The sequence below is a fragment of the Bradyrhizobium sp. BR 10289 genome (assembly GCF_019455385.1).
Lineage (GTDB): Bacteria > Pseudomonadota > Alphaproteobacteria > Rhizobiales > Xanthobacteraceae > Bradyrhizobium.
Map to the genome: position 1 here is coordinate 48,783 of NZ_JACOFR010000024.1, position 15,405 is coordinate 64,187.

At 64.7% G+C, this 15,405-nt stretch carries 13 protein-coding genes; 9 read left to right on the plus strand and 4 right to left on the minus strand.

Annotation, left to right across the window (positions count from 1 at the left end; genetic code table 11):
- Positions 1-10: 10 nt before the first annotated feature.
- The 8 genes from HYH08_RS30035 to HYH08_RS30070 all read left to right on the plus strand — a co-directional run bounded on the left by HYH08_RS30035 (position 11) and on the right by HYH08_RS30070 (position 7,682).
- Positions 11-877, plus strand: coding sequence for a substrate-binding periplasmic protein (locus tag HYH08_RS30035; RefSeq protein WP_220013436.1), 867 nt, complete (start codon positions 11-13; stop codon positions 875-877).
- Positions 878-932: 55 nt separating this feature from the next.
- Positions 933-1,604: an amino acid ABC transporter permease gene (locus HYH08_RS30040; RefSeq protein ID WP_220013437.1), complete on the plus strand. Its 672-nt coding sequence runs from the start codon at positions 933-935 to the stop codon at positions 1,602-1,604.
- Positions 1,605-1,611: 7 nt separating this feature from the next.
- Entirely contained in the window at positions 1,612-2,283 is a 672-nt protein-coding gene (locus HYH08_RS30045; RefSeq protein ID WP_220013438.1) for an amino acid ABC transporter permease, read from the plus strand.
- A 3-nt stretch (positions 2,284-2,286) separates the two neighbouring features.
- Complete coding sequence (locus HYH08_RS30050; protein ID WP_220013439.1) at positions 2,287-3,282, plus strand: NAD-dependent epimerase/dehydratase family protein; 996 nt, start codon at positions 2,287-2,289, stop codon at positions 3,280-3,282.
- The gene (locus HYH08_RS30055) at positions 3,279-4,055 is read left to right on the plus strand and encodes an SDR family NAD(P)-dependent oxidoreductase (protein WP_220013440.1); all 777 of its coding nucleotides are present in this window, start codon (positions 3,279-3,281) and stop codon (positions 4,053-4,055) included. Before HYH08_RS30050 ends, HYH08_RS30055 begins: the two co-directional genes overlap by 4 nt.
- Complete coding sequence (locus HYH08_RS30060) at positions 4,052-4,828, plus strand: amino acid ABC transporter ATP-binding protein (protein ID WP_283844182.1); 777 nt, start codon at positions 4,052-4,054, stop codon at positions 4,826-4,828. The genes HYH08_RS30055 and HYH08_RS30060 overlap by 4 nt, the downstream gene beginning before the upstream one ends.
- A gap of 120 nt (positions 4,829-4,948) precedes the next feature.
- Positions 4,949-6,073 carry a metallophosphoesterase gene (locus tag HYH08_RS30065; RefSeq protein ID WP_220013482.1) on the plus strand — a complete coding sequence of 375 codons (1,125 nt, stop codon included), beginning with the start codon at positions 4,949-4,951 and terminating at the stop codon, positions 6,071-6,073.
- A gap of 40 nt (positions 6,074-6,113) precedes the next feature.
- Positions 6,114-7,682 (plus strand): GMC family oxidoreductase, encoded by a 1,569-nt coding sequence (locus HYH08_RS30070; RefSeq protein WP_220013441.1) that lies wholly within the window; start codon positions 6,114-6,116, stop codon positions 7,680-7,682.
- 128 nt (positions 7,683-7,810) lie between these two features.
- Here HYH08_RS30070 and glgX read toward each other — a convergent pair whose 3' ends face one another.
- The 4 genes from glgX to glgA all read right to left on the minus strand — a co-directional run bounded on the left by glgX (position 7,811) and on the right by glgA (position 12,989).
- On the minus strand, positions 7,811-10,048 hold the full coding sequence (glgX, locus tag HYH08_RS30075; RefSeq protein WP_220013442.1) for a glycogen debranching protein GlgX: 2,238 nt from the start codon (positions 10,046-10,048) through the stop codon (positions 7,811-7,813).
- Between the two features lie 23 nt (positions 10,049-10,071).
- Positions 10,072-10,353, minus strand: coding sequence for a DUF3606 domain-containing protein (locus HYH08_RS30080; protein ID WP_220013483.1), 282 nt, complete (start codon positions 10,351-10,353; stop codon positions 10,072-10,074).
- Positions 10,354-10,421: 68 nt separating this feature from the next.
- Positions 10,422-11,558: a glycosyltransferase family 4 protein gene (locus tag HYH08_RS30085; protein ID WP_220013444.1), complete on the minus strand. Its 1,137-nt coding sequence runs from the start codon at positions 11,556-11,558 to the stop codon at positions 10,422-10,424.
- A gap of 21 nt (positions 11,559-11,579) precedes the next feature.
- Positions 11,580-12,989 (minus strand): glycogen synthase GlgA, encoded by a 1,410-nt coding sequence (gene glgA / locus HYH08_RS30090; protein WP_220013445.1) that lies wholly within the window; start codon positions 12,987-12,989, stop codon positions 11,580-11,582.
- A gap of 394 nt (positions 12,990-13,383) precedes the next feature.
- On the opposite strand from glgA, the gene treZ reads away from it, so the two are divergent.
- Entirely contained in the window at positions 13,384-15,192 is a 1,809-nt protein-coding gene (gene treZ, locus HYH08_RS30095; protein ID WP_220013484.1) for a malto-oligosyltrehalose trehalohydrolase, read from the plus strand.
- The last annotated feature ends 213 nt before the right edge of the window (positions 15,193-15,405 follow it).

A 15,405-nucleotide genomic window follows, 5' to 3' on the forward strand; every position in this document is an offset into this window, starting at 1 on the left:
GACGAGACCAATGACGCTCCGATCAAAGCTTGTTGCAATCGCACTGGTCCTCGCGGGGGCGCAGGTTGCAATCCGGGCGAGTGCCCAGGAGGCGGATCATCCTTCCGACAAGCCGCTGGTGGTCGCGTCCGACTTCGGCGTCGCGCCCTGGATGGTGCGGGGCACCGGCGGACCCGAGGGCTTTGGCGCCGATCTGATCAACGAAATCGGCAAGGAGCTCGGCCGGCCGAAGGTCGAGATCGTGGATATCAATTTCTCCGGGCTGTTTGCGGCTTTGTTCGCCAAGCGGGTCGAGTTCCTGGTCAATCCGCTGAACCTGACGGCCGAGCGCTCCGAGCGGATGCTCTATACCGAGCCGCTGTTCACGACCGGAAACGGCTTTCTCGTTCGCGCCGCCGACGAGATGAAGGGCTTTGAGGATCTCAAGGGCAAGAGCGTCGCGGTGAACAGGGGCACCATCTCCGACACCTGGGCAACCGCGAATGCCGAGAAATACGGGTTCGAGGTGCAGCGCTACGACACGTTTCCGGACAGCGTGCAGGCCGTTCTGACGCGGCGCGCCTTCTCGGCGCTGAACGAAATCCCGACCACCGTCTACGCCGCCAGCCAGAACAAGGCGATCAAGGTCGGCTACAAGGATTTCAGCGGCCGCAACTTTGCATATGCGTTTCGTCTGGAAGACGCCGAGTACCGCAACAAGGTCGAGAACGTCATCGAATGCATGAAGCTCGACGGACGGCTGCGCAAGCTGCACGAGAAGTGGTACGGCGCGACACCCGATGCAGGCTCGGCGATCGAGACAGTGTTTTTCGGCTATGGCCCTCCCGGCTTCAAGGGATTCGAGCCCACCGCCCACGTTCCGGCCTGCAAGACATAAGGCCGACATGACAGCCGGACCGCATGGCGGTCCGGCCACCGCGTGATGGCAGCCGATGGACCGCATTCTCGAATATTATTTCAACCCCAAAGTCATCGCGCAGGCACTCCCGCAGGTGCTGGCGGGCTTCCACGTCACAGTCGCGGTGGCGCTGCTGATCATCGTGTTTGGCGTTGCGACCGGGTTGCTGCTGGCCCTGCTGCGCTGCGCCAATTTGCGGCTCCTGAACGCGCTGATCGTCGTTTACGTGGACCTGCTGCGGACGCTGCCGCAGCTCGTCATCATCGTGTTCATCTATTTCGGCCTGCCCTATGTCGGCCTCACGCTGTCGCCGTTCGTGACCACGGTGCTGTCGCTCGCCATGGTGCTCTCGGCGTTCAGTAGCGAAATCTTCTGGTCCGCCATCATGGCGGTGCCGCGCGGGCAGTGGGATGCGGCCGGCGCGCTGGGCTTCGGTCCGGTGCGCACGCTCTTGCAGATCATCTTGCCGCAGGCGGTCCGGCTGTCGGTCCCGCTGCTGACCAACCGGGCGATCTCGATCAGCAAGGGCACCGCGCTCGGCACCGCGGTGTCGCTGCCGGAGACGCTGGGCCAGGCCCAGAGCGTGACCGCGATCGTCGCCAATCCTTCGCCGCTGACGCTCGCGGCGGCTTTCTACGTGATGTTCTTCCTGCCGCTCGTGGTCGCGAGCCGCTGGATCGAGCGGCGCTCCGCACGGGGACGATGAGGGCACCATGCAGGCGCTGCTGGACAATTTCGCGGATATGGACGCCCTGATGCGGGTGTATCCGCTGCTGCTGCAGGGGCTGCTCTACACTTTGATGCTGGCTGTGGTGACACTGCCGCTCGGCCTGCTGCTCGGGCTTGCGATCGCCGTGGTCTACAGCTTTCACCATCGCTGGCTGAATATCGCGCTTCTCGTCTACATCGATCTCTTTCGCGCGTTTCCGGTGGTGGTGCTGCTGATCCTGGTGTTCTACGGCCTGCCCTTTCTGGGCCTGACGCTGGGGGGATTTGCCGCGGCCGTGCTCGCGCTCGTGCTGAACAATTCCGGGTACTATGGCGAGATCTTTCGTGCCGGCATCGAATCGGTGCCGCGCGGCCAGTACGAGGCGGCGGGCGCCCTCGGTTTCAAGCCGCTGCACCTGGTGGTCTACATCGTGCTGCCGCAGGCGGTCCGCAACGTGCTGGCGCCGCTGGCGAGCAATTCGCTGGAGCTGATCAAGTCTACGTCGATCGGTGCACTCGTGGCGCTGCCGGAACTGCTGCGTTCGGCGCGCGTCGCCCAGGAGCAGACCTACAACCCGACGCCGCTGATGGCGGCCGCGGTGATCTTCTTCGTGTTGCTGTATCCCATCGCGCGTTGGGTGGCGCGCCTGGAACGGCAGGCTCTGGCGGCAAGGTAGGGCATGGCCATCCTGATCACGGGCGGTGCCGGGTTCATCGGGCTTGCGCTGGCCGAGCATTTTCTGGCCGCGGGCCGGCCGGTGCTGCTGTTTGATCTCGCTGCACCGCCGGCGGACGTCATGGCGCGGCCTGAGCTCACCGGTGCCCGCTGCATGATCGGCGACGTCAGGCGCGGCTCCGATATCGATGCGGCGCTTGCGACCATGCCGATCGAGCTCGTGGTTCACGCGGCGGCAGTGACGCCGAACGAACAGCGTGAACGCAGCGATGCGCGCGGGATCATCGATGTCAATATCGGCGGCACCGTCAACCTGATGGAGCGCGCCGTCGCGCGTGGCGGCATCCGGCGCATCGTCGTGGTGAGCTCGGTTGCTGTGTACGGCTTCTCCCCACCGGCGCCGTCGGGTTTTTTCGAGGAAGGCACCAGCCATCCGGCGCCTGCGGCGCTCTATGGCATCAGCAAGCTTGCGGCGGAGCAGGCGGCGTTGAGGATTGCGCATCTTCACAATTGCGATGCGCGGATCGTCCGGCTCGGCCCGGTCTATGGACGCTGGGAGCTGCCGACTTCCGTGCGCGATGCACTCAGCCCGCACCATCAGGTCCTGCAAGCACTGCAGAACGGCAAGGAGGCGATCCTGCCGCGCCCCATGCGCGCCGACTGGATCTATTCGCGCGACGCGGCCGCCGGGATAGAAGCGGTCGCTATGGCGGCAGCGCTTGATCATGCGATCTACCATGTCGGCGGCGGCACGCTGTCCGACCTGCCGGACTGGTGCCGCACGCTGGCGAGCCGGTATCCGGATTTTCGCTGGCGTTGCGCCGAGCCGGGTGAGGCACCCAGCATCGTCTACAATCTGCCGGCCGATCGCGCGCCACTGAGCATCGCGCGTCTGGTGCGCGATACCGGATTCGATCCGGCCTACCCGGTGAGCGTCGCTGCCGCGGATTATTTGGCCTGGGCGAAGATCGATTGCCCGGCATCGGGAGGCGTGTCATGACGGGGCGGTTGCAGGGCAAGTCGATCGTGATCACGGGTGCCTCGTCCGGGATCGGACGCGCCATCGCATGCCGCTTCGCGGCCGAAGGTGCGCGTCTGGTGCTCGCCGACATCACCACCGAGGTTCGCGAGGGTGGTGTGCCGACCATCGAGCGGCTGCGGGCGGACGGGTACGAGGCGGAATTCATCCGCACCGACGTCTCATCCGAGGCCGATGCGGGCCAAGCCATTGCGCTGGCCGTGGAAAGGTTCGGCCGGCTCGATGGTCTCGTCAACAACGCCGCCATCGGCATCGGCAAGCCATTGCTCGAGACCAGTCTTGCGGAATGGAACCGGGCGTTTGCGGTGAACCTCACCGGTGTCTTCCTGATGAGCAAGGCGGCGGTTGCGGTGATGCTGGGGCAGGAGGCTCGCGACGGCGTTCGGGGTCGCATCGTCAACATCTCATCCCAGCACGGTATGATCGCCTGTCCGGAGGACATCGCCTACGGCACCTCGAAGGCGGGCGTTGTCTACATCACCCGGCAGATCGCGGCGGACTATGCCAGGGATCATATCGTCTGCAATGCCGTGGCGCCCGGCAAGATCGTGACCGGCAAGCCGGGTCGGGCCGCCGAGCCGCGCTGGATGGATTACTCCCGCAGCCGTACGCCGATGCCACGACTGGGCGTGCCCGAGGATGTGGCCAATGCGGCGCTGTTTCTGGCGTCCGACGATGCCACCTTCATCACCGGCGAGAACATTCTCGTCGACGGCGGCTGGATGGCCGCATGACAATCCCGGAGACATCGATGATCCAGGACCCCGCGACCGCAGCGCCGGTGATCGACCTGCAAGGCGTCAGCAAATGGTACGGCGCGACCCGGGTGCTGAAGGGAATCGACTTTCGCGTGGCGCGGGGCGAGCGCGTGGTCGTGTGTGGGCCTTCGGGCTCGGGCAAGTCGACCATGATCCGCTGCATCAACCGGCTGGAGGACCATCGGGAGGGAAAGATCATCGTCAACGGGGTGGAGCTCGACCGCACCACCAGAAACGTCGACATGGTACGCCGCGACGTCGGGATGGTGTTCCAGCAGTTCAACCTGTTCCCGCACCTGACCGTGCTCCAGAACCTGATGATCGCGCCGGTCAAGATCCGCAAGGTCCCCAAGCCCGAAGCCGAGGCGACGGCACGTGAGCTTTTGGCGCGCGTGCGCATCGCCGAGCAGGCCGACAAATATCCGAGCCAGCTGTCGGGTGGACAGCAGCAGCGCGTCGCCATCGCGCGGGCACTCTGCATGAAGCCGAAGATCATGCTGTTCGACGAGCCGACATCCGCGCTCGATCCCGAGATGGTTCAGGAGGTCCTGGACGTGATGGTCTCGCTCGCGCGCGAAGGCATGACCATGGTGTGTGTGACGCACGAAATGGGATTTGCCCGCACCGTCGCCGACCGGGTGGTTTTCATGGATGCCGGCGTCATTATCGAGGAGGGTCTTCCTCACGAGTTCTTCTCGAATCCCAGGCACGACCGCACCCGCGCATTCCTGAAACAGATCATGCATTAGCGCGCTTCGAAGGAGGCCCTGGGCCGCATCGGGCGCATGCCGCCTCCGACGCCATGCGAGTCGAGATCGTCCCGGGTTTTGTGTAAGAAGGCGGAACCGGTCTGCCAGCGGAGAGAACCGATTCCCCAACTCATATTCGGCCTGATCTATCTGCTGATCCTGACCCGCTTCCTGTGGCCGATTGATTTGCCGCTCTGGGTCAAGATCGCAGCGGCTGTGCTCGTACTGGTCGCGTTGCAGTTTCATCGGTGGAGCAAGCTCTCGTCGGGCTCGTTGTTTTCTCCCGAATTTCCGCGTCCGGTGGTCGCCCTTTTCAACTGGGCGTTCGGCGCGATCGTCCTCCTGGCGCTGCTCCTGCTGGCGCTCGACGCGGGGCTCTTGCTGGCCATCCCCTTCAAGGGTGGCATCGTGAGCGCGCCCGATGAAGTGCGTTACGCACTGGCTGCGCTGGCCGCAGTCTTGGCCGCCATCGGCGTCCAGCAGGCCATGCGGATTCCGCCGCTGAAAGACGTCGAAATCGGCATACACGGACTGCCGCCGCAATTCGACGGTTACGCCATTCTGCAATTGACCGATCTTCACATCAGCCGGTTGTTTCCCGCGTCCTGGGCACGCACCGTCGTCGCGCGATCGAACAAGCTCGGCGTTGACCTGATCGCGATCACGGGCGATCTGATCGACGGCACGCTCGACGCGCGCCGCGCCGACATCGAGCCGTTGCGGGATTTGAAGGCGACCGACGGCGTCTACGTGATCTCCGGCAATCACGAATACATCTTCGGCTATGACGGCTGGATGGCCCACTTCGCCGCGCTGGGCCTGCTCTCGCTCGAAAACAGGCATGTTGTTCTCGACCGCAATGGCGGCAAGCTGGTCATCGCGGGCATCACCGACCGGGCCGGGCGCCATCGGGGACATCAGGTCCGCGACCTTCCCGCGGTCCTTGATGCCGCACCCAAAGGCGCCCCGGTCATCCTGCTCGACCACCAGCCGAGCGATGCGCGGCATGCCGCCAAACTCGGCGTCGCCCTGCAACTATCGGGACATACGCACGGCGGATTGATCGTAGGTGTAGACCGGCTGGCGGCACCCGCGAACGCAGGCTACGTCTCCGGCCGGTACGACGTCGGCGGGATGACACTCTACGTGAATAACGGCACTGCGCTATGGCCGGGATTCGCGCTGCGGCTGGGGCGTCCGTCCGAATTGACGCGGATCACACTGCGTCAGGCGGAGGCCAGTTGACCTTATCGCGCTTCCAAGAGAGCTACGAAAGTGACCGGACGTGATTGAACAGGAATACGACACGATCATCATCGGCGGAGGCTCCGCCGGCGCGACGCTGGCCGCGCGCCTGAGCGAAGATCCGGCGCATCGCGTGCTGCTGCTCGAGGCCGGGCAGGATCTGCGCACCGCGACCACGCCGGAACACATCCGCATTCCGAACCCGATGCGCGCCATCGGTGACGACGACTTCCGCTGGCCGAAGCTGCTCGCGCGCCGCACCGAGCGGCAGCAGCCGCTGCTGCTCTGGCGTGGCCGCGCCATGGGCGGCAGCTCGACGATCAATGGCCAGATCGCGATCCGCGCCGTGCCCGACGACATCAATCGCTGGGCGGCCGCGGGCTGCACGGGGTGGTCGTGGGACGAGCTGCTGCCCTATTTCTGCAAGCTCGAGGCCGACAAGAATTTCCCCGCCGCCGCCTATCACGGCGATCGCGGCCCGATCCCGGTGTATCGCGCGCCGATCCCCGATTGGGGCAATGTCGACCGCGCGCTGCGCGCCTCGGCGCTCGGTCTCGGCTATGATTGGTGTGAGGACCACAACGCGCCCACCGGCACCGGCGTCTCGCCCTATGCGATCAACAGCGTGGCGGGTTTGCGCATCTCGACCAATGACGGCTATCTGGAGCCGGCGCGCGGCCGGGCCAACCTCGACATCGTCGGTCATGCCCTAGTCGATACCATCACTTTCGAAGGCAACCGGCTGCACGCCAGCGGCGTCCGGGTCCGCGTGAACGGCCAAGTCGTCACGCCCCGCGCGACGCGCGAGGTGATCCTCTGCGCCGGCGCCATCCATTCGCCGGCCATCCTGCAACGCTCCGGCATCGGGCCTGCCGCCCTGCTGGAGAAGCTCGGCATCCCCGTTCGCGCGGACCTGCCGGCGGGTGAGAATTTGCTGGACCATCCGATCGTCAACGCGCTGCTGCATTTGCGCGAGGGCAGCCAGGTCAGCACGCTGATGCACCGCCACACCAATTGCTGCCTGCGGTATTCGTCCGGCCTCGCAGGCGCCGGCGACAACGACATGATCATGATCGCCGGCAATCTCGCCCGATCTCAGCGATCGATGGTGGAAGTCGCGCTGGGACGCATCGCCGTGTCCGTCTACCAGGCTTTCAGCCAGGGCCACGTCCGCATCGTCTCGACCGACCCCGAGGTCGATCCCGAAGTCGAGGAGCGCATGCTGTCCGACCCGAGCGATCTCCTGCGCATGCGCGACGGCGTCCGGCGGCTGCGCGATATCTGCCTGCAGCCCGCGGTCACCGATATCGCTCACCGCGTCGACTACGGGGCCAGCGGACGCTCGATGGACGAACAGCTCAGCGACGCCGAGCTGGATGACTGGTTGTTTGCCGAGTGCAGCGACGCGCAGCATGCGAGCGGCACCTGTCGCATGGGCGCGCCTGACGATGCGCGCTCGGTCGTCGACCCCGAATGCCGGGTGATCGGATGCACGGGATTGCGCGTGATCGATGCCTCGATCATGCCGGAGGTGCCGCGCGCCAACACCCATCTGACCACGGTGGCGATCGCGGAGCGCATGGCGGACCGGCTGAAGGGCGCGGGATGAAAGCGATCGGCTCGATCCGAAAGCTCACCGCTCGCGCAGGCTCTCCTGACTTCCGCTGCAAGAACATCCTCGCGGTCGTCGACTGATCGCCTGCCGTCCCGCCGCGTCGAACACATGCAGCGCAAGCGCTAGCTCGACAATGGCGTGTCGGCGACATCCAGCAGCGCCCCTAGCCCCTGTCGCAGTCGACCGGTCGCGGTGCTGTCGTTGGCGAGGGCAAAAACCAGGAGGGATCGGCCGGTCACCGCGTAAGCGTGCCCCAGCGCGAATTCTGCCGTCGGTGCATTCGGCTGATGGGTGTCGATCAGCCCCAGCCAGCTTCGTCCGTCCGTGACGTCAGGCAAGACGAAATTCACGACGTCATGGTGCGCGTTGTAGACGAGGAGCAGTGTGGCATCCGAACCCCGGCGCTTGATTCCGGTCTCCTGGGCCCGTCCGTCGAGCAGCATGCCAAAGCATTTGGCATTGCCGTCCTGCCACTGTTCTGTCGTCATTTCCTCCCCCGACGGCGACAGCCACGTCACGTCCTTGACATCGAGCTCTTCGTTGTGGGAGCCGACCAGAAAGCGGCTGCGGTACAGGATCGGGAAGGCCTTGCGCGTGGCGATCAGCTTGCGCGTGAATTCACGCAGATTGCGGCCGCTCGCGGAGATGCCCATCCAGTTGAGCCATGTGGTCTCGTTGTCCTGCGCGTAGGCATTGTTGTTGCCGTTCTGGCTGTGGCCGAACTCGTCGCCGGCGAGCAGCATCGGTGTGCCGTGGGACAGCAGCGTGGTGGCGAGCAGATTGCGCTTCTGGCGCTCCCGCAGCGATATGATCTCGGGATCATCCGTCGGCCCCTCGGCGCCGCAATTCCACGAATGGTTGTTGCTGTGGCCGTCGCGATTGTTCTCGCCGTTCGCCTCGTTGTGCTTGTCGTTGTACGAGACGAGATCATTGAGATTGAAGCCGTCATGGGCGGTCACGAAGTTGACGCTCGCCCACGGCCTGCGACCACGCTTGTTGAAGAGATCCCCCGATCCGGAGACGCGTTTGGCAAGGTCGGCCAGCGTACCCGGATCGCCCTTCCAGAATGCGCGCACGGTGTCCCTGAACTTGTCGTTCCACTCGGCCCAGCCCGGGGGAAACTGGCCGACCTGGTAGCCGCCGGGTCCGATGTCCCAGGGCTCGGCGATCAGCTTGACGCTGGACAGCACGGGATCCTGCCGGCAGGCATCGAGGAAGCCGCCGCCTTCGTCGAAGCCGTAGGGCTCGCGTGCCAGGATGGTGGCGAGGTCGAAGCGGAAGCCGTCGACGCGCATCTCGGTCGCCCAGTAACGCAATGAATCGGCGACCAGCTGCAGCACGCGCGGATGCGAGAGGTTCACCGTGTTGCCGGTGCCGGTGTCGTTGATGTAATAGCGCGTCTGGTCCGGCATCAGCCGGTAATAACTGGCGTTGTCGATGCCCTTGAACGACAGGGTCGGACCGAGCTCGTTGCCTTCCGCGGTGTGATTGTAGACGACGTCCAGAATGACCTCGATGCCGTGGGCGTGGAACTGGTTGACCATGGTCTTGAATTCGTTCGCGGATGGCGTCTTCAGGTAGCGCGGCTCGGGGGCGAAGAAGCCGATGGAGTTGTAGCCCCAGTAATTGCGCAGGCCTTTCTCGACCAGATAGCTGTCATCGACGAAGGCATGGATCGGCAGCAGCTCCGCACTCGTTATTCCCAGCGAGCGCAGATAGGCGGGGATGTCGGCGTGCGCGAGCCCCGAGAACGTGCCGCGGTCTGCCTCCGGCACCAGCGGATGCAACTGGGTGAAGCCTTTGACGTGCATCTCGTAGACGATCGTCCGCTCCCACGGCACTTCGGGCTTGCGGGCAGCTCCCCAGGTGAAGGCGGGGTCGATGACCCTGCACTTCTGCATCAGCGGTGCGCTGTCGCGCTCGTCAAAGGAGAGATCCTTGTCGGCGTGGTCGAGCTGGTAACCGAACAGCTCCGGTCCCCAGCGCAATTGCCCGACCAGCTGCTTCGCATAGGGGTCGAGCACGAGCTTGTTCGGATTGAAGCGGTGCCCGGCATCGGGCTCGTAAGGGCCGTGGACGCGATAGCCGTAGACGGTGCCGGGGCGCGCCGAGGGCAGATAGCCGTGCCAGACTTCGTCGGTATATTCGGGAAGCTCGATCCGCTCGAGCTCGGTTTCGCCGTCGTCGTCGAACAGGCACAGCTCGACCTTCGTGGCATGCGCTGAGAACAGCGCGAAGTTAACGCCGAATCCATCCCAGGTGGCGCCAAGCGGAAAGGGCCGCCCCTCGGTGATGCGCGAACGGCGCAGGCTCGACGCCGCCCGCGTCAGGGCGTCGTCGGTTTGTGTCTTCTGGTCCATATCTGCCCCCAATGAAAGTCGGTTCAGGATGCCGGTGCGGTTGCGGCGATCTCGCCCGACGCCTGCTCGCCGGCCGCGGTCGAAGCGATCACGGCGGCAGGAGGCACGTCGGCCGGCCTCGGCAGCGCGTTGGCGCGCTGCAGGGCGGCTTCCTTGCTGATGGCGGCGAGCGAGTTGCCGATCCGTCCGACGATCGCGGTCAGTTCGGCATCGGAAAGGCCGAGACGTTTCCTGACGAGGCGCATCTGAACGCGGTCGGTGAGGTCGAGCTTGTTGCGGATCGGCTTGGGTATCGAGCGGCGCATCATGGCGACTCCTGTGTGGAATCGTAACTGTTGCTCGATGCTTCCGTTCCCGCGCGGGGAAGAAGTCGTCAGACTGCGGCCGCGACGCCGAGCTCCACGGCGGCGGGAGGTAGCGGCATCCTGATCGCGCCCTCCGCCTCCGGCAGTGCGCGGACTTCGATGGCCGGTGTCTGACGCAGCGCCGGCAGCCGGCGATAGGCGGCGACATAATCCCTCACCATGCGTTCGGCCGTGAAGCGCTGCTCGAACTGCCTGCGGATCGCCCGCCGGTCCAGCGTGCCGGCCGCGTTCGCCGCCGCGACCGCCTCGTCAAGGGTATTCACGACGAAGCCGCTGACGCCGTGATCGATCACTTCCGGCACCGAGCCGTGGGCGAGGGCGATGACCGGCGTGCCGCAGGCCATCGCCTCGATCATGACGAGACCGAATGGCTCCGGCCAGCAGATCGGGAACAGCAGCGCGCGGGCGTTTCCGAGGAAGTCGGCCTTCTGGAATTCGTTGATCTCGCCGATAAACTCGACGTTTGGATGGGCCGCCACCATTGGCGCGATGACCTGGTCCCAGTAGCGCTGATCGGCGGCGTCGATCTTGGCCGCCATTTTCAGGGGTACGCCGGTTCTTGCCGCGATCTCGATGGCCTTGTCCGGCCCCTTCTCCGGCGAGATGCGTCCGAGGAACGCGAAATAGTCGCCAGACGGCGAGTCCCGATAGGGGAGCACGTTCTCGGGCAGGCCGTGAAGCACCGTGCCGAGCCAGTTGACCGGTGGCATCGGCCGGCGTTGCGCGTCCGAGATCGAGACCAGCGGAGGCTCGGGGAAGGCGGAGTAGAACGGCACGAGGTCGGGCAGGTCGAGCCGGCCGTGCAAGGTGGTGAGGATGCGGTCGGCATAGGGACGCATCAGGGGGTAGTGCAGATGGTCGATGTGAAAATGAAGCACGTCGAACTCGCCGGCGCGCTTGGCCACCTTGTCCAGCATCATGATGTGATGCGGCGTCATGTCCTTGACCGAGGGATCGAGGCGCAGTGCCATTTTCGAGCACGGCACCAGTTCGGCGGACGTGATCGAATCGCCGCTCGCGAACAGCGTGACGTCATGCCCCTGCCGCACCAGCTCTTCGGTCAGGTAGGACACGATCCGCTCGGTTCCGCCGTACAGCCGCGGCGGGCAGCTCTCGGCCAGCGGAGCGATCTGCGCGATTTTCATGTGTGCCCCCAATTGCCCTGTCTAGATCGATGCTTTGTAGAGCTCGGCGTAGGATCTGGCGGACTGGCTCCAGCTGAAGGCCTGCGCCATGGCAGCCCTGCGCATGTGATCGAGCCGATCCTTCATGCCGAAGGTCGAGAAGGCGCGGCACAGGCTTCCGAGGAAGCCGGGTGCCGAGGCGCGGTCGAACAGGAAGCCGGTCTCCCCGTCGAGGATGGTCTCGGCAAGACCGCCGGTGCGATGGCCGATTGGCAGGGAGCCGAAGCGCTGGGCGTACATCTGGCTGAGCCCGCAGGGCTCGAAGCGCGACGGCATCAGTGTGAAGTCGCTGCCGGCGAAGATCTTCCGGGCTTCCGCGTCATCGAAGCCGATCTTCACGGCAATCGATCGCGGCGCGCGAGCCTGCGCCTGGAGCAGGGCCTGCTCGAACTGGGGCTCGCCCTTGCCGGTGACGACGATCTGGCCGCCGGCATCGACGATCGTCTGCACGCTCTCGATCACGAGGTCGACGCCCTTCTGGTGAACGAGGCGCGCGACGAGCGCGAACAGGGGACCTCGGGACACCGCCAGGCCGAACTGGTCCCTGACGTCGTCGGCGTTCAGGGAGCGCTCCGCCCAGTCCCCGGCCCCGAACGGCTGGAGCAGCGAGGAGCACGTTCGCGGATCCCAGCTCTCGTCGATCCCGTTGAGAATGCCGGACAGCTGGTTGCGGTCGGCGCGCTGCCGCAGCAATCCTTCGAGGCCGCAGCCGAACTCGGCGGTGGTGATCTCCTTTGCATAAGTCTGGCTGACCGTCGTCAGGTGCGAGGCATAGACGAGACCGGACTTGATGAAGGAAAGCTGGTTGTAGAATTCGACGCCGTCGATGTTGAAACTGGCCTCGGGAATCCCGAGCGGTGCCAGCGAGCTGCGGTCGAACACGCCCTGATAGGCCAGATTATGGATCGTGAAGACCGTTGGAATGTGCGCATAGTGCCATTCCAGATAACCGGGGATCAGCGCGCATTGCCAATCGTTGGCGTGGACGAGGTCAGCGGCCCATTCCGTGTCGACCAAGCCCCTCGCAAGCTGCGCGGCAGCGTAGGAAAAGGCAGCGAACCGCACATTGTTGTCGCCCCAGTCGGCCCCACGGCCGTCGGCATACGGCGTGCCGTCCCGCTCGTACAGCTCCGGGCAGCGGACCACGTAATATGCCAGGCCATCCGCGGTGTGCCCGAGATCGACCTCGAACGCCGGCAGAGCGGCGAACGACGGGCATCGCCCCACGGTTCTGCGATCGTGCAGGCCACGCAGGACAGAAGGATAGCCAGGGATGATGACGCGTACGTCAGCAAAATCGCGTAAGGCGCGCGGCAGAGCCGCGGAGACGGCGGCGAGACCGCCAACTTGAACGAAGTCTGCGACTTCGGGCGTGGCGAACAGGATACGCATTCGCTAGGCCCACCGACCGGCACAACAGTGGTCTTTGCCAACCATCTTTGAATTCCAAGGGCGCTTCCTCAGCGAAGCGCTATCCTTGAAATTCTGCGGCGCAACAAAGGTTCCTAAAGGCCGCTAGCAACTGTGCTTTTTTTAAGGTCGGTGCAAAAGTGTACACACGTGACCTGACTCCTGCGGCGCGCCGCGTCCTGCGCGATCCGACGCGGGATGCCGCTCGGCAGTCCGGATGACTTGCGAGGAACGATTGCTCTGAAGCGTGCTTCTCGTCCCCGAGCATGCTTAAGCGAACGTTACCGCCGTCGGGCCCAACGCGATCGGCTCAAGCATGTCCACTCCGGAAGATGCGAGCGCGAAAGGCGGACTGGGTTTGAATCAAACGATGGGAATGGCTGGACAGGCCCGGCGCCACGGCCCTCAGATCCTCGATCATGGGGTCATCTTCAGCCTCTGGGCGCCGTCTGCCCATTCGGTCGAGTTGCTGGAGGCCGGTCGGCCGCCGCAAAAGATGCCGCGCGATGCCGAGGGCTGGCATCAGCTTCTCAGCCCGACGGCGCATGTCGGCACGCGCTATCAGTTCCGGATCAACAGCGACCTGGTCGTCCCCGACCCGGCCTCGTTCTTTCAGCCCGATGATGTCGGCGCGCCGAGCGAGGTCGTGGATACCGCCGTGTTGCGGGATTCCATCCTCTATTCGGGTCGTCCCTGGGCCGAAGCCGTCATTTACGAGATTCACGTCGGGACCTTCAGCGCGGAGGGGACCTACGCCGGCGTCGAGAAGCGGCTGCCCTATCTGCGCGATCTCGGCATCACCGCCATCGAGCTGATGCCGCTCAACGATGTCCCCGGCCGGCACAATTGGGGCTATGACGGTGTGCTGCTGAATGCGCCCAATGCGCGCTATGGCAGGCCACAGGATCTCAAGCGCCTGTTGCGGGCAGCTCATGCCCTCGACATCATGGTCTATCTGGATGTGGTCTATAACCACTTCGGGCCGCAACTGAACTATCTGCACAGCTACGCCGAGAACTTCTTCACGGCCCGCCATACGACGGGTTGGGGTCCGGCTGTGAACCTCGAGGGACCGGACGGCGCGTTCGTGCGCGAGTTCCTGATCGAGAACGCGCTGATGTGGCTGCGCGACTATGGTTTCGACGGGCTTCGGTTCGACGCGGTCCACGCTCTCAAGGACGATTCCGATCGGCACTTCCTGGTCGAACTTGCCGAGACCGTGCGCCATCAGCTACCGGGCCGGCGCGTGCACCTGATGCTGGAAAACGAGGCCAATCAGGCGCATCTGCTCGACCGTCAAGCAGGCGAGGCCAGATACTACGACGCACAATGGGGCGACGATTTCCACAATGCGCTGCACGTCCTGCTGACCGGGGAGGACGAAGGCTATTATCGCGCCTTTGCCGACAAGCCGCTCGAGCACCTCGCGCGATCCCTCGCGGAGGGCTTTGCCTACCAGGGTGAAGTCTTTCCACTGCACGATGCACCGCGCGGCGAACCCAGCGCTCACCTTCCGCCGGAAGCCACGATCTTCTTCGCGCAGAACCACGATCAGATCGGAAACCGCGCTTTGGGAGAGCGACTGTCGAGATTGGTCGGCCCCGAAGAGCTCGGGCAGGCCATGGCGCTCGTCTTGCTCAATCCGCACATACCGATGCTGTTCATGGGGGAGGAGGCGGCCGCCGAAACACCTTTCCTGTTCTTTGCCGACTGGGCGGGCGAAGCTGCCGAGTTGACGCGCGAAGGGCGTCGCAAGGAGTTTTCGCACTTCAAGTCCTTTTCGACCCCGGAGATGCGGGCTCGGATTCCGGACCCGTGCGACGAGAGCACCTTTCAGGCCTCAAAGCTCGACTGGAGCAGCATCGACCTGTCTCCCACCAGCGCCAGGTTCCGAGCCCTGACCAAGCAATTGCTGACGATCCGGCGTGATAAGATCGTGCCGCTGATCAAACGCGGGTTTGTTTCGGCGCAGCGTACACTCATCGGCGACGATGCTGGTGCGGGCGGCGTGGACGTGCGCTGGCGAACCGCGCAAGGCGACACCCTGCAGATCGCCGCCAACTTTAGCGAGCGGCGGCTGCCTATGCCGGACTTGACGGCGGGCGGATGCCTGTGGCGCGGAGGCCCGGGTGACACGCAGTCGCTCCTGCCGGGCGACATTATCGTGCAGCTTGGTTCAGCCTGATATTGCGGATCGGTCCGCGCCTGCTTCTGGCGATGTTGGCATCATGCCACTGTTTTGCCCGACGGGTCAAGCGAAAATTCGTAAAATCGGAAATTCTTCAGGCCGAGCCGCCAGGTCATTGATATTGCTGGCGCCGGCTACTGTGCATGGGGTTGTTTTCGAATTTTGTCAGTCGGGCCAGAAGCTGCGGCGGGTTTTGGGAGCCGCAGACCC